13 protein-coding genes are annotated in these 13419 nt (G+C 39.3%); all 13 read right to left on the minus strand.

Annotation, left to right across the window (positions count from 1 at the left end):
* Positions 1-14: 14 nt before the first annotated feature.
* The 13 genes from liaX to prfB all read right to left on the minus strand — a co-directional run bounded on the left by liaX (position 15) and on the right by prfB (position 13343).
* Positions 15-1583, minus strand: a complete 1569-nt coding sequence (gene liaX / locus HMPREF2988_RS03555) for a daptomycin-sensing surface protein LiaX (protein WP_002292753.1) — start codon at positions 1581-1583, stop codon at positions 15-17.
* Positions 1584-1682: 99 nt separating this feature from the next.
* Positions 1683-2450: a YibE/F family protein gene (locus tag HMPREF2988_RS03560; RefSeq protein WP_070769999.1), complete on the minus strand. Its 768-nt coding sequence runs from the start codon at positions 2448-2450 to the stop codon at positions 1683-1685.
* On the minus strand, positions 2447-3481 hold the full coding sequence (locus tag HMPREF2988_RS03565; protein WP_070770000.1) for a YibE/F family protein: 1035 nt from the start codon (positions 3479-3481) through the stop codon (positions 2447-2449). Before HMPREF2988_RS03565 ends, HMPREF2988_RS03560 begins: the two co-directional genes overlap by 4 nt.
* Positions 3482-3575: 94 nt before the next feature.
* Positions 3576-4253, minus strand: a complete 678-nt coding sequence (gene phoU / locus HMPREF2988_RS03570) for a phosphate signaling complex protein PhoU (protein WP_002289490.1) — start codon at positions 4251-4253, stop codon at positions 3576-3578.
* Between the two features lie 12 nt (positions 4254-4265).
* Complete coding sequence (gene pstB, locus HMPREF2988_RS03575) at positions 4266-5024, minus strand: phosphate ABC transporter ATP-binding protein PstB (RefSeq protein WP_002292757.1); 759 nt, start codon at positions 5022-5024, stop codon at positions 4266-4268.
* A gap of 15 nt (positions 5025-5039) precedes the next feature.
* Positions 5040-5846 (minus strand): phosphate ABC transporter ATP-binding protein PstB, encoded by an 807-nt coding sequence (gene pstB / locus HMPREF2988_RS03580; RefSeq protein WP_002308601.1) that lies wholly within the window; start codon positions 5844-5846, stop codon positions 5040-5042.
* Positions 5847-5860: 14 nt separating this feature from the next.
* Positions 5861-6745: a phosphate ABC transporter permease PstA gene (pstA, locus tag HMPREF2988_RS03585; protein ID WP_002292759.1), complete on the minus strand. Its 885-nt coding sequence runs from the start codon at positions 6743-6745 to the stop codon at positions 5861-5863.
* Positions 6745-7665: a phosphate ABC transporter permease subunit PstC gene (pstC, locus tag HMPREF2988_RS03590; protein WP_002292761.1), complete on the minus strand. Its 921-nt coding sequence runs from the start codon at positions 7663-7665 to the stop codon at positions 6745-6747. The genes pstA and pstC overlap by 1 nt, the downstream gene beginning before the upstream one ends.
* A gap of 114 nt (positions 7666-7779) precedes the next feature.
* Complete coding sequence (locus HMPREF2988_RS03595; RefSeq protein WP_002292763.1) at positions 7780-8637, minus strand: phosphate ABC transporter substrate-binding protein PstS; 858 nt, start codon at positions 8635-8637, stop codon at positions 7780-7782.
* Between the two features lie 336 nt (positions 8638-8973).
* A complete protein-coding gene (cls, locus tag HMPREF2988_RS03600; protein ID WP_002292766.1) occupies positions 8974-10422 on the minus strand; it encodes a cardiolipin synthase in 1449 nt (482 codons plus the stop codon).
* 151 nt (positions 10423-10573) lie between these two features.
* Entirely contained in the window at positions 10574-11458 is an 885-nt protein-coding gene (gene ftsX / locus HMPREF2988_RS03605) for a permease-like cell division protein FtsX (protein WP_002292767.1), read from the minus strand.
* Entirely contained in the window at positions 11451-12137 is a 687-nt protein-coding gene (gene ftsE, locus HMPREF2988_RS03610) for a cell division ATP-binding protein FtsE (protein WP_002292768.1), read from the minus strand. Before ftsE ends, ftsX begins: the two co-directional genes overlap by 8 nt.
* 104 nt (positions 12138-12241) lie before the next feature.
* Positions 12242-13343 (minus strand): peptide chain release factor 2 gene (gene prfB / locus HMPREF2988_RS03615; protein ID WP_096948712.1). Its coding sequence is split into 2 segments (ribosomal slippage): positions 12242-13270 and positions 13272-13343, totalling 1101 coding nucleotides; the frame shifts between segments, so codons are not numbered across the junction.
* Positions 13344-13419 lie beyond the last annotated feature (76 nt).

A 13419-nucleotide genomic window follows, 5' to 3' on the forward strand; every position in this document is an offset into this window, starting at 1 on the left:
CTTTCACAACCTCTTTATTTATCTGTATCTTTTAAATAGATACTTCCTGTTGTCGTTGAAAGTTGCACTTGCGCGATCTCATCATCTGAAACACGGCGGAATTGCAACATTTGGTTTGTCCGTTCTTTTTTCTCACGAACTACTTCGTAATTGGACAGACGGCTGTTGATGCTTCCAAGACTTGTTTTAGCGTGTCCTTCCAAACCGATGGTATCTGGTAAAGCAACTTTGACATTCCCGTTCACTGAACTTGCTTCTACTTTTTTCAAATTATCTTCTTTAATCGTAAGACGTACATCACCATTTACTAAAGACACAGAAAGGTTTTCTGGTGTGGCACCAAATGTCACTGTGCCGTTTACTGTTTCGATAATAGAATCTAAGATGTTCCCGTTTCGAATATCGATATTGCCGTTTACACCTTCTACTTCCAACATCGTTGCAGTTAATTGGTTCACGATGATGTTCCCATTCGTAGATTTTGTATAAATATCTTTAGCTTCCAATGTCTCAATCATGATGTTGCCATTTAGAAGTTTGATAGCTGCATGGTCGTATACTCGTTTAGGCAAGTAGAAAACAAGGTCTGCACGCACACGCTTATTTGGAATTTGGAAGGAGATATGATCTTCATTGACCTCGATCTGGCTCCGTTCAGAGAATGCTTCAAATGGTTCAGCACCCATTTTTCCGTAAAGTTTGATCTTAGCTTCCACTTTCACATCATCACTGTCCCACGTTTTTAACGTCACGTTTCCGTTTGCTGCCTTGATATCAAGGATACTTGCTGCAGGAGCTTCATAGTAAAATTCGTGTTCAAATTTCGTTGTCGCAATTCCAGGGACACGTAAGCTGACATCTTTCCATTCCATGTTGTCATTTACTGTTTCTGAAACAGTTTGGAATGTTTTCTTCAAGAATTTGCCTAACTGTGATCCAGCTTCTGACATTTTTTCGCCTACTTGATTCAGCGTATCTGTCGCTTGATCTTTCCAATCATCTGGCAATTCAAACTTATCCGTAAACGTTTCTTTTTTCTCAGACCATTGGTTCTTGCGGATATCTTTTAATTCTGCTTCCAGCTTCAATTGTTCTTCTAATAGTGTATCGCCGGTTGCTTCTAACTCTTTGATTTCTGCTTCTAACGTTTGACGCTGTGCTAATTCTTCTTCTGTCAATTCGCCTAATTCTTCTTTTGTATTCAGCTGCATCAATGCTTCCTGTTTCTCATTACGTGCTGCCTTATTGTCAGCAAATTGAGCATTTACTTCGTCTAGACGCGCCGAAGTTTTATTCGCTTCAGTTGCTAGTTCATCTAAGATCTTTTCTAAGTTTTCTTGATCTTGTCTTTCTTTTTCTTTTGGATCAACTGGCTCAGAAATTCTTTCTTCACCGTTTTCAAGTTCATCGATCAATTGACTTGCCTGATCTTTTTCTTTATGACTAGCAGTTACCTTGTCTGCTTCTTTTTTGATTTGTTTTTCGTCTTTTTCAGTTGCCATGCTTTCTAATAAATCTAAGCCTTCTTCAGTCGAAAGGATTCCTTTTTTCACTAAGTCTAAAATACGTTCTCTTTCTTTCATGGAAATTGCCTCCTTAAGCAAAATTGTTTGCAAGCTTTTCCTTACATCCATATTATGCACTGATTCAGTAAAAATGTCATAGGACTTAAGTTGTAACTTTTACTCCATCTTGAGATGTTCTTTCTTTTTTGTAAAGAGATATGCTGTAGTCACGCAAGTTAAGGGCAGGACAAGTAGTGCGGCCAATGTGGTAAGGATAGCCATCGTATATTCCAAGACAAATGATTTTTCATTGATTATTTGCTGAAAAGGAATGTCTAAATCAATGAACCAAAGAATCAACGCTAAAGAACTCCCCATAAACGCAAAAAGAAGAGTCATCACTGTTGACGCCAATATTTTTTTAGCAATGGCAAAACTAGCATGGCGCAATTGGTTAAAAGACAATTGCGGATTTGCCTGATATACTTCGAATGTTCCACTAGAAATCGCTACACTCGCATCTAAAACAGCACCGCTAAGACTGATCAGAAGCAACGACCTCGCAAGTAGTCTAAAATCAATTGCTAACGTCTTATCTAAGCCAGATAGTTCTTCTAGTTCTATCGAAGTAAACCCTTGGATCGCTAAAAAATCAGTGATAGGAAGCAATAGTAGGAAACAAAACAAAAAGATCAGTATACTGGCAAAAGCGGCTCGCATTTTCAGATTATAACCGTTGATAAAAAATAAGATAACCACAGCGATCAATAGGAATCCTATAATCGACAATACCAATATTGGCCACTTCTGATGATAGCCGAATAATAATAGGAAAAAGATTCCTAAATTAATGAATAATCCTAAAAGAATATACATACCTTGCGTACCACCGACAAATAGCACACTAATTGCAAAAATCCCAACAAGTATAATAAGTACATTCATTTTTTTAACCTCCTTACAGCGAGAAAAAAGAGGACCGCAATGGGGATTGATAATACTATTCCTAAGCTGCCAGCAATGACGCGTAAAAATTCTAATGATAAATGTTGTTCTATCGTTTCTTTGAAAGACCATTGATTTCCTAAATATAACAGAAGCGATGGAATCGCTCCGCTGATATAGACGAATAAAAGGATATTAGCCATCGAACCAATCACATCTCGGCCCACTTGCCTTCCTGAAAGCCATAACTGTTTCGCTGATATTTTCGGTTGTTGCTTGGTCAATTCTTCTAATGTCGCAATGACTGTGATCACGGTATCCAGTGTCCCTCCAGCTGTCCCAATCAGCACGCTGGAAAGAAAAACAGAACGATACGGTCGTGTCAGATAATTCAGTTCTTCATAGCGCAGTCCTTGATCTTTCCAATGATTCATTGTCAAAAGACAAATAAAAAATGCTAAAAAAACACTTGTAACTGCAGCCGAAATTTTGGTTATACTGTTTCTATTCCATCCGTCTAATGCCAATATACTAACGATTATCCCTATAACGACAAATAAGATTGCTATATTTAAGAGAGAAATGCCTTCTGTTTTGGCAAAGAGGAGCAACAAAAGTAAAAGTAAAACGATGTTGACGATGAGACTTCCTAAAGCAAATACACCCTGTTTTCCACCAATAAGCAACATGGTGCCAATGAAGATACTTGTAAAGAAAAAAAGCCAGCCATCATTTTTTTTTGCTACTAGTTGCCATTCATCTCCATGCATTTGGACAAGATAGATTTGTCTTGTTGTTATATTTGCTGTTTCGATTTGATTTTTTTGATAAGGAGCCGATAAAGAAATCACTTCTCCTTTTTGGTCCGTGTTCATCAATCTTCCTGTAATCAATTGCTGATCCCCTTCTATTCTCACTCTTTCGATCTCGATAACAGGTATGTCATATAGAGCAGCTTGACGCTGAATAAACCATGAAGCAAGTATACAAATAAAAAATAGAGTGATGATGATGCTAATCTTTTTTTGCATTCTTTATCCTTTCTATTGGAATAATGAAAAGGGTTTGTGACATGTTTTGTCACAAACCCTTTTCCCGAATAAACAGCAGAATCACAACTTCAGTTTAGAAAATCTCATTGTGGTTCGTATTTAACTCAGTGATTTTCCCTGTAGCCAAGTAGACGATCCATTCACAGATGTTTGTCACATAGTCTCCGATTCGTTCTAGATAACTGGCAACATTCAAATAGTCTGTTCCACTGATGACTGTTTCAGGATTTTCTTGCATGTTTTTGATGGTTGCATTATAGATTCGATTGAAATAGTCATTGACTCTTTGATCCATATTGGCGATCGTACGCGCGTCTTTTTCGTCTGTTTTGACATATGCAACTAGGACGTTGTCCACCATTTTTTTCACGTAATCGGACATATCGGAGATCTCTTTTTCGATTTCCGGTATTCTCGTCTGTCCTTTTACGCGGATTGTGGATTTAGCAACGGACACCGCATGATCGGCCATACGTTCTAAATCAGAGCTAGCTTTCATGACCGTGATAATCATACGCAAGTCAGTTGTAACTGGCTGTTGCAATGCAATCATTTCAAAACTTTTTTTCTCCAAACGCGTTTCCATATTATTGATATTTATATCGTTTTCGATAACTTCTTGAGCTAAGATTTTATCGTGTTTGATGTATGCACGAACTGACTTGTGCACAGCGCTGCTCACCATCATCCCCATTTCGTAGAACTGATTATGGAGATTCAGCAATTCTTCTTCAAATTGTGTACGTAGCATTCCGTTTCCTCCTTATCCAAATCGACCTGAAATATAATCTTCTGTCTCTTGTTTTTCTGGATTCATGAATATCTTCTTCGTATCGTTGTATTCGATCAAGTGACCATCTAAAAAGAATGCCGTCTTATCTGAAATACGTGAAGCTTGAGACATATTATGGGTCACGATGATCATCGTATACCGCTCTCTTAATTCTAACAGCATACTTTCGATTTTCCCAGTAGAAACAGGATCAAGTGCACTAGTTGGTTCATCCAATAAGATGATTTCGGGATTCACTGCCAAAACACGTGCGATACATACACGCTGCTGCTGCCCACCGGATAAAGACAAGGCACTTTTATGCAGTTTATCCTTCACATCCTCCCAAACAGACGCTGCCTTCAGACTTTCTTCCACTACTTGATCAAGGACTTTTTTATCTTTTTCTCCTTTTAACTTCAATCCATAGATGACATTTTCATAAATAGAAAAAGGAAATGGATTTGGCTGCTGAAACACCATGCCGATTTCTTTTCTTAGTTCAACAACATCTGTTTTCGGACCATAGATGTCTTTGTCTTTATATAAAACACTTCCGGTGATCGTTACATTTGGAATCAGATCGTTCATTCGATTCAACGAACGTAGATAGGTAGATTTCCCGCAACCAGAAGGACCGATCATCGCTGTGATTTCACCTTGATTGAAACTTAGATCGATTCCCTTTAGTGCTTCTTTCTTTCCATAATACAGATGAAGATCTTTGGATGAGATAATTTCTTTTGTCATGTTGAGGCCTCCGTCTTAACCAAAATGACCGGACACATAATCTTCGGTTGCCTGAATTTTTGGTCTGGTAAATATCTTGTTTGTTTTGTCATATTCCATTACTTTTCCTAGATAGAAAAAGGCAGTGTAGTCGCTGATACGAGCTGCTTGTTGCATATTATGCGTCACGATGATGATCGTGTAGTCTTCTTTCAAGTTTACAAGTGTTTCTTCAACCGTTCCTGTCGAAATAGGATCCAAGGCACTTGCCGGCTCGTCTAACAGCAAGATATCGGGTTTCATCGCGATTGCACGAGCGATACACAAACGTTGCTGTTGTCCGCCAGATAAAGCCAAGGCACTTTTATCCAAGCTATCTTTTACTTGATCCCACAAAGCAGCTTGTTTCAAGCTTGTTTCAACGATTTCATCTAATTTCTTCTTGTTTTTTTCACCATGCTGTTTCAAAGCAAAAGTTATATTGTCATAAATCGATTTGCTAAAAGGGTTGGGGCGTTGGAACACCATGCCGATCCGTTTGCGCATTTCATAAACATCCACTTGAGGCGCATTGATATCCACGTCTTTATACATGATCTTTCCAGTGATTTTCGTATTAGCGATCCCATCATTCATACGATTCAAAGAACGAAGATACGTGGATTTTCCGCAGCCAGAGGGGCCAATCAATGCAGTGATCTTATTTTTTTCGAACTCTAGATCCACTCCCTTGATTGCTTCATTGTCGCCATACCAAACATGCAGATCATTCGTATATAATGCTACTTCCTTATCTTTTGGCATGGTAATGACATTTGTTTCATTCCAATTATATTTTTTCATCTTACTTCTTCTCCTTAGGCTGAAGTCATTTTTCGGTATAATCGTTTGCCAATCGCACGAGCGCCGAAGTTGAACAGTAAAACAGCAATGATCAACACGGCAGAAGCACCAGCCGAAACAGAAACACCATCAGGCATTGTACCTTCTGTGTTGATCTTCCAAATATGGACAGCCAGTGTTTCAGCTTGGCGGAAAATGCTGATCGGACTAGAAACACTTAATGGATTCCAGTTCGTAAAATCTAATGCTGGCGCGCTTTGACCAGCTGTATAAATCAATGCGGCAGCTTCACCAAAAATTCTTCCTGAACTTAGGATCACACCAGTCAAAATTCCTGGTGTTGCTTCTGGAACAACCACTTTTATCACTGTTTCCCAGCGTGACAAACCTAACGCCAATCCAGCTTCTCGTTGTGTGTAATGGACCGCTTGTAAAGATTCCTCGACCGTTCGAGTCAAAAGAGGCAAGTTGAATACGGTCAAAGCCAATGCACCAGAAATGATTGAGAAACCATACTGGAATTGAATAACGAAAACCAAGAAACCAAATAAACCGACAACAACAGAAGGTAAAGAACTCAAGATCTCGATAGACGTACGGATCACGTCTGTCAGCCAGTTTTTTCCGGCATATTCTGAAAGATAGATACCCGCACCTAAAGAAATAGGAAAACTGATGATCATGGTAATCAAAAGCAAATAAATCGAGTTAAACAGTTGAATCCCGATACCACCGCCTTCTTGGTAGGCTTTGGAAGGTTCAGTCAAGAAAGACCATGAAATGTGCGGTATTCCTCGAACTAAGATATAAAGTAATAAAGCTGCTAAGATCAATACGATGATCCCTGAAACCACATATAGAACACCTGTAGCAATTTTATCTGAGCGTTTTGCGTTCATTATTTCAGCTCTCCTTTCTTCCCAATCATACGGATCACGATATTAAAGAATAATGACATCAATAGCAAGATCAGCGCTAATGACCATAACACATTATTTTCAACTGTTCCCATGATTGTATTTCCGATTCCCATTGTCAAGATGGACGTCAATGTAGAAGCAGGAGTAGTAAGTCCTGTTGGCATTAATGCCGCATTACCAATAACCATTTGGATAGCTAAGGCTTCGCCAAACGCACGAGCCATACCAAAAACGACTGCTGTTAAAATCCCGGGCACTGCTGCTCGCAGCACCACTTTGTAGATTGTTTGCCATCTTGTGGCACCTAGCGCTAATGAAGCTTCCCGATAGTGCCGTGGCACTGCCTTTAATGCATCCACAGTCATCGTTGTGACAGTCGGTAAGATCATAACGAATAACACAAATGTACCAGCTAAGATACCGAACCCTGTCCCGCCAAAGATACTTCTAACAAAAGGAACGATAACAGATAGACCGATAAATCCGTAAACGACAGATGGAATACCTACAAGTAGTTCGATGACCGGTTGCAAGATCTTCGTTCCGTTTTTAGGAGAAATCTCCGTCATGAATACTGCTGCTCCGATAGCAAATGGTGTGGCAACGATAGCTGATAAAAAGGTCACAATAAATGAACCTGTGATCATAGGCAATGCCCCTACCATTGGTTTCCCATTTGCTCCGATTTGGCTCGGATTCCAATCTGTACCAAACAGAAAATCAAATACATTGATCTTATCAGTAAAAAAGGTGGCCAATCCTTTACTAGCGACAAAATAAAAAATAGATAATACAACCAACACGATCAGCGCGATACACAAAAAACTAATGAATTTTCCACGCTGTTCCATTTTGGAACGTTTTGATTTTGTTAATAATACTTTTTTCACATCTTCCACAGATGACTCCCCCTTAATCAGGTTTAACATACTCACTCAGTGTACAAATTGAACATCAATTTGGTTTTAATAACATGTAAAAGTTTAGCTAAGTTTGTAAATTTTGTGTAAAGATCACTCTTTAACAATGTTTCCTTGCCAATCACGTTCAACTTTCATATGTGAAACAGGGATATAGCCTAGCTCTCCGACAATATTATCTTGTACTTCATCAGATAAGATATAGTCTAAAAATTCTTTTGTCAGTTTTTTTGGATGGTCTCTTGTGTACATATGTTCATATGCCCAAATCGTCCATTTGTTCGTTGTCACATTTTCATCTGTTGGTTCCACACCGTTAACGTTCAACGTATCCACATCATCGGAAACGTAAGAAAAAGCAACATAGCTGATTGCTCCGGGTGTGTCCGCAACGATTTGGCGCACCATTCCGCTTGAATCTTGTTCTTGTGCCTGAACAGCTGTTTCTCCGTCCAATACCCATTTTTCAAACGTACTACGGGTCCCGCTTCCTGATGCACGGTTCAATATAACTACTGGCTGATCTTTCCCACCGACTTCACTCCAGTTTTTGATCTCGCCCGTAAATAATTTTTTCAGGTTTTCCATACTGATATCTTTTACGCCAATATCCTTGTTCACAATAGGAGTGATTCCAACAACTGCTACTCGATGATCGACTAATGCCGAAGCATCAATCCCTGATTTTTCTTCCGCGAATAAATCAGAATTTCCGATATCGACTGCTCCTGACTGTACTTGAGACAACCCAGTTCCGCTTCCGCCCCCTTGTACATTGATGAATTTTCCAGGATTTTCTGTCTGGTAGGTTTCAGCAACCGTTTCTACTAAAGGCTGTAAGGCAGAAGAGCCAACTGCAGTAATGGATTCTCCTCGATCAATCCACTTTGAACAGCCTGATAAAAGAATAGCTAATCCTATTATTGGTAAGAATAATTTTAGTTTTTTCATTAGAAATCTCCTTTAATCCTAAAGTATGTTTATTCTATCATTTTCATTACTTGATGAAAACGAATCAAAATCATTAAATAACAAAATAAATTCTCATAATTGCAAAAAAAGCTATCTCATTAAAAGTTTCTATGCTATACTGGCTTTGAAATGTGTCTCTTTTAATAGCATATATTAGCTTATTTCTTGCTTTCCCCAAAAAACAAGAGATACCCCAAAGTTAATTTCGCTCATGCGAGACGCTTTCTCCATTTCTGACGTACTCTCAGAAATGGCCCCGAGAGAAAAGGACACGAGATCTCCATCTATTGATGGCTCTCCTGTCCTTTTTGCATTTTAAAGGAGCGGCGAAATCAGTCTTGCTAATCCTTCTTTCATCTTGATCATCATCCCTCGGTTTTCATACACTTCTTTTGTGAGATGCGTCGAAATCTTTGAATCTTCAAAGAATGCTTTTCTTACGCGAGAAGCCATTCGTTCATCATAGATCAGTGTATTGACCTCAAAATCCAATCTAAATGAGCGAACGTCGATATTAGCTGAACCAACGGAAACGATGCCGCCATCGATAATCATCGTCTTTGCATGGATAAATCCATTTTCATATGTTTCGATTCTTGCCCCATACTCGATCAGCTCTGCAGCGAAAGAATACGTTGCCCAGTAAACGAGAAGATGATCTGGTTTGTTAGGTATTTGGATATGGACTTTTACGCCTGAGAGAAGAGCCAACTTCAATGCCTCATGAATCGATCCATCCGGTATGTAATACGGCGTTTGGATCAATATCTCCCGTTTGGCTAACGAAATCATTTTCAAATATGTCATTTTGATTTGCTCATGTTCAGTATCTGGTCCGCTTGTCACGATTTGAACAGCCATATCACCTGTAGAATGAATGGACGGGAAAAATTCCGGTGAATAGCCTACTTCTTTTGTATGCTGAGAATTCCAGTCCATCAAAAAACGGTTTTGCAAGGTGTAAACCGCTTCTCCATAGATACGCAGATGATTGTCTCGCCAATAACCAAATTTCTTTACCAATCCTAGATATTCGTTTCCAACATTGAACCCACCTGTATATCCGATTTTCCCATCAATCACTACGATTTTACGATGATTGCGATAATTGATTCGAGGATTGATATACGGAACGAATAGAGGAAAGAAAAATGCGACTTCTCCGCCAGCTTTTTTTAAATTCTGAAAAAAACTAGAAGAAACTTGTGTGGAACCCCATGCATCAAGAAGGACTCTGACTTTTACTCCGCGTCTTGCTGCCTCTGTCAATGCCTCTCGAACTTCTTCACCTAATGCATCACTGCGGTAAATATAATATTGGAAATGGATATGGTCTTCTGCCTGTTTGATATCCTCGATCAGCGCATCGAATTTTTCACGACCATCTGTAAATAAAGTGATTTCATTTTTAGTCGTATAAAGCGTACTTTCAAATACAGTAAGCATATAGATCAATTGTTTCACATCTACTTGTCCAGTAGGCGGATGAGGGTAAAGTCCTCGCATCAATGCCTGTTTGTCTTCTTCGATTTCTAGATTCTTACCGATTTTCCCTTGGATTTTCAAATCAAAGATTTTCTCTTTGGAAATCCCTCTTCCTAAAAAAATATATAAAATAAATCCTACAACTGGAATGAACATCAAAACGAGCAGCCATGCCCATGTTTGCGCGGTTTCCTTTCTTTCTCGAAAAACGATAATAAAGGAAAGCAAAATATTCATAATCAAAAGGATCGTAAAAAAATTGTCAACGATAATTTTCACGGCTTCACCTCTTTTTCTACCAACTTAAGAATACCCAAGTTGTTTTTTAAAGTAAAGGGAAAAAAGCCGCCCCATTTACTCCACTTAGCCAATAAAAAAAGAAAGCTGGAACGAAATCGTCCAACTTTCTGATTATATTTATCTTGTGACACTAGAATTTCAAGAAACGTCTCATAGAGATGATCGAGCCGAGTGAACCAATGATCACACCAATACCGACCATCAAAAGATTGATTTTCCAAACGATATTTTCTGGATGGATCAATGAATAATGAGATCGTAATAATGACGGATTGATCAATTGGTAAAACCATGCGTAGCCAAATGTAATGATCAGTATCGGAAGAATGGCACCGATTAAGCCGATCCAGCCACCTTCAAGGAAAAATGGCCAGCGGATATATCCATTTTTTGCCCCTACTAAACGCATGATCTGAATTTCACGCTGTCTAGATAAAATCGTGATCCGAATCGTGTTAGAAATGAGAAACATTGCTACAAACAACAGCAATGCCGCCGCAACTAATCCCCATGTTCGAACTGCACCAGCAATTTGGAAAATCCGATCTGAGGAAGCCCCACCGTAATCAGAACGGGAAACATTCTTCAAATCTGCCGCTTTTTCTGCTACTTGTTTTGTATAAGAAGGATCGGTAGCACTTACTACGTATACATCATATAACGGGTTATTATCCCCTTCAAACAATTTCCAAGAATCACCCATTTCGTTTTGGATTTTCTTCAATTCCTGTTCTTTGCTTGAAAATTCGACTTTTTTGACATGATCTAAGTCATTTAATTCTTTTTCTAGTTTTTTCATCTCTTCGTCTTTTGTACCAATGTCTACGAACACAGATACATCCACGTTTCCTTCTATATCTTGTGCTAGTTTGGTTGCGTTCATGATGACCGCCATGAACACACCAACTAAAGTCAACGTGATCGTTACCGCACTGACCGAAGCTACTGTCATCCAGCCGTTACGTTTCAAACTCTTGATACTTTCTAATAAATGGCGGAAAAAGGTTCTAATCATCGTATCCATATTCCCCTTCCGCTTGGTCTCGAATAATGCGGCCGTTTTCGATAGCAATTACTCGGTGTCGAATCGTATTTACGATCGTACTGTTATGTGTAGCCATCACGACAGTTGTTCCTTGTGCATTGATCCGATCTAATAGTTTCATGATTTCCCATGAGTTTTCCGGATCCAGATTCCCTGTCGGTTCATCCGCGATAAGTACTTTAGGTGTATTTACGATTGCTCGGGCAATAGAAACACGTTGTTGTTCCCCACCAGATAATTCGCTAGGAAAGACTCGGACTTTGTGTTTCAAACCAACAAGATCCAGCACTTCCATTACTCGTTTTTTGATATCCCGAGGTTTTCTGCCGATAACTTGCATGGCGTACGCAACATTTTCATATACTGTTTTTCTTGGCAATAATTTATAGTCTTGGAACACCACGCCGATTTCTCTGCGTAGATAAGGAACTTCGCGGTTTTTGATGGCTATTAGATCATGACCTGCGACGTTCAAAGTTCCTTTTGAAGCTTTTTCTTCTCGATACATCAATTTGATGAATGTAGATTTACCAGCTCCAGACGGACCAACAACATACACAAACTCTCCTTGTTCGATGACAATCGAGAGATTGCGGATAGCAGTGGTACCGTTTGAGTACTTCTTCATTACATCCTTCATTTCAATCATGGCGTTCTCTCCATATCTTTTTCAGTCTTTAGCTATTATAGCATGGCAATGTTTCAACTTGCTTGCAAAATCTTACAATTTTATTTCAATTTAACAAAGGGCTCTTATTGCAGATGCATTTTCAAATAGCCGTCAATAAATAAATCAAGATCTCCATCCATAACAGCTTGGACATTTCCTGTCTCTACGTTTGTCCGATGGTCTTTTACCATAGAATATGGATGGAAAACATAAGAACGGATCTGTGATCCCCAGCCGATTTCTTTTTGTTCTCCTCGCAGTGCAGCTGCTTCTTGTTCTTTCTTTTCCACTTCTAATTGGTAAAGCTTAGCTTTCAGCATCCCCATCGCTTGTTCCCTGTTTTTCAATTGTGAACGTTGTGCCTGACTCGCTACTACTGTTCCTGTAGGCAAGTGAGTGATTCGTACAGCGGATTCTGTCTTATTGATGTGCTGACCACCTGCGCCACTTGCCCGATATGTGTCGATTTTCAAATCATCTGGATTGATTTCTATATCGATCGTTTCATCAAGCTCTGGCATCACATCTACCGAACAAAAAGAAGTATGACGTCGTTTCGCTGAGTCAAAAGGCGAGATACGTACAAGGCGATGAACACCTTTTTCTGATTTCAGATAACCAAATGCGTTGTGTCCTTTGATCAGTAGGGTCACACTCTTGATTCCTGCTTCATCACCTGCTTGATAATCTAGTGTCTCTACTTGATACCCATGCTGCTCTGCCCAGCGTGTATACATGCGTAAAAGCATGCTGCCCCAGTCTTGGGACTCCGTTCCGCCAGCCCCTGGATGCAATTCGACGATGGCGTTGTTTCGATCATAAGGACCATCTAACAACATAGATAATTCATACGTCTTCATTTTTTCATCTAGCGCATTGATACGTGTTTCTGCTTCTTCTTGCATGGCTGCATCAGGTTCTTCCTGCAACATCTCCACCATCAATTCGATTTCTTCCAGTTCTTCAGCAAGAGAATGGAATTGATCATAAGTTTCTTTATTTGCATTGTTTTCACTAATCACTTTTTGAGCAGCTTCGCTATCATCCCAAAAACCAGGTTCAGCCATTTTTGCTTCTGCTTCCGCAATGTCTTCTTCCAGCTGGTCTAAGTCAAAGAGACCTCCTGAAGCTTGTGACCTTTTCCTGCATTTCTGTCAGGAGATTTCGAATTTCGGATATTTCCATGTTTTTTTCCTTCTTTCACTATACTTTTTTCATTATATCTAGTCTAACAGAATCAGCAAATAACAGAAAGAAGGTG

It is taken from the genome of Enterococcus sp. HMSC061C05 (assembly GCF_001814765.1).
GTDB lineage: Bacteria > Bacillota > Bacilli > Lactobacillales > Enterococcaceae > Enterococcus_B > Enterococcus_B lactis.

Bases quoted from the DNA above. Each gene is read 5' to 3' on its own strand.
- HMPREF2988_RS03595 (WP_002292763.1), bottom strand. From the start codon at position 8,637: ATGAAAAAACTAAAATTATTCTTACCAATAATAGGATTAGCTATTCTT.
- phoU (WP_002289490.1), bottom strand. From the start codon at position 4,253: ATGCTACGTACACAATTTGAAGAAGAATTGCTGAATCTCCATAATCAG.
- ftsX (WP_002292767.1), bottom strand. From the start codon at position 11,458: ATGATTAGAACCTTTTTCCGCCATTTATTAGAAAGTATCAAGAGTTTG.
- pstB (WP_002308601.1), bottom strand. From the start codon at position 5,846: ATGAAAAAATATAATTGGAATGAAACAAATGTCATTACCATGCCAAAA.
- pstB (WP_002292757.1), bottom strand. From the start codon at position 5,024: ATGACAAAAGAAATTATCTCATCCAAAGATCTTCATCTGTATTATGGA.
- pstA (WP_002292759.1), bottom strand. From the start codon at position 6,745: ATGAACGCAAAACGCTCAGATAAAATTGCTACAGGTGTTCTATATGTG.
- HMPREF2988_RS03565 (WP_070770000.1), bottom strand. From the start codon at position 3,481: ATGCAAAAAAAGATTAGCATCATCATCACTCTATTTTTTATTTGTATA.
- ftsE (WP_002292768.1), bottom strand. From the start codon at position 12,137: ATGATTGAAATGAAGGATGTAATGAAGAAGTACTCAAACGGTACCACT.
- liaX (WP_002292753.1), bottom strand. From the start codon at position 1,583: ATGAAAGAAAGAGAACGTATTTTAGACTTAGTGAAAAAAGGAATCCTT.
- HMPREF2988_RS03560 (WP_070769999.1), bottom strand. From the start codon at position 2,450: ATGAATGTACTTATTATACTTGTTGGGATTTTTGCAATTAGTGTGCTA.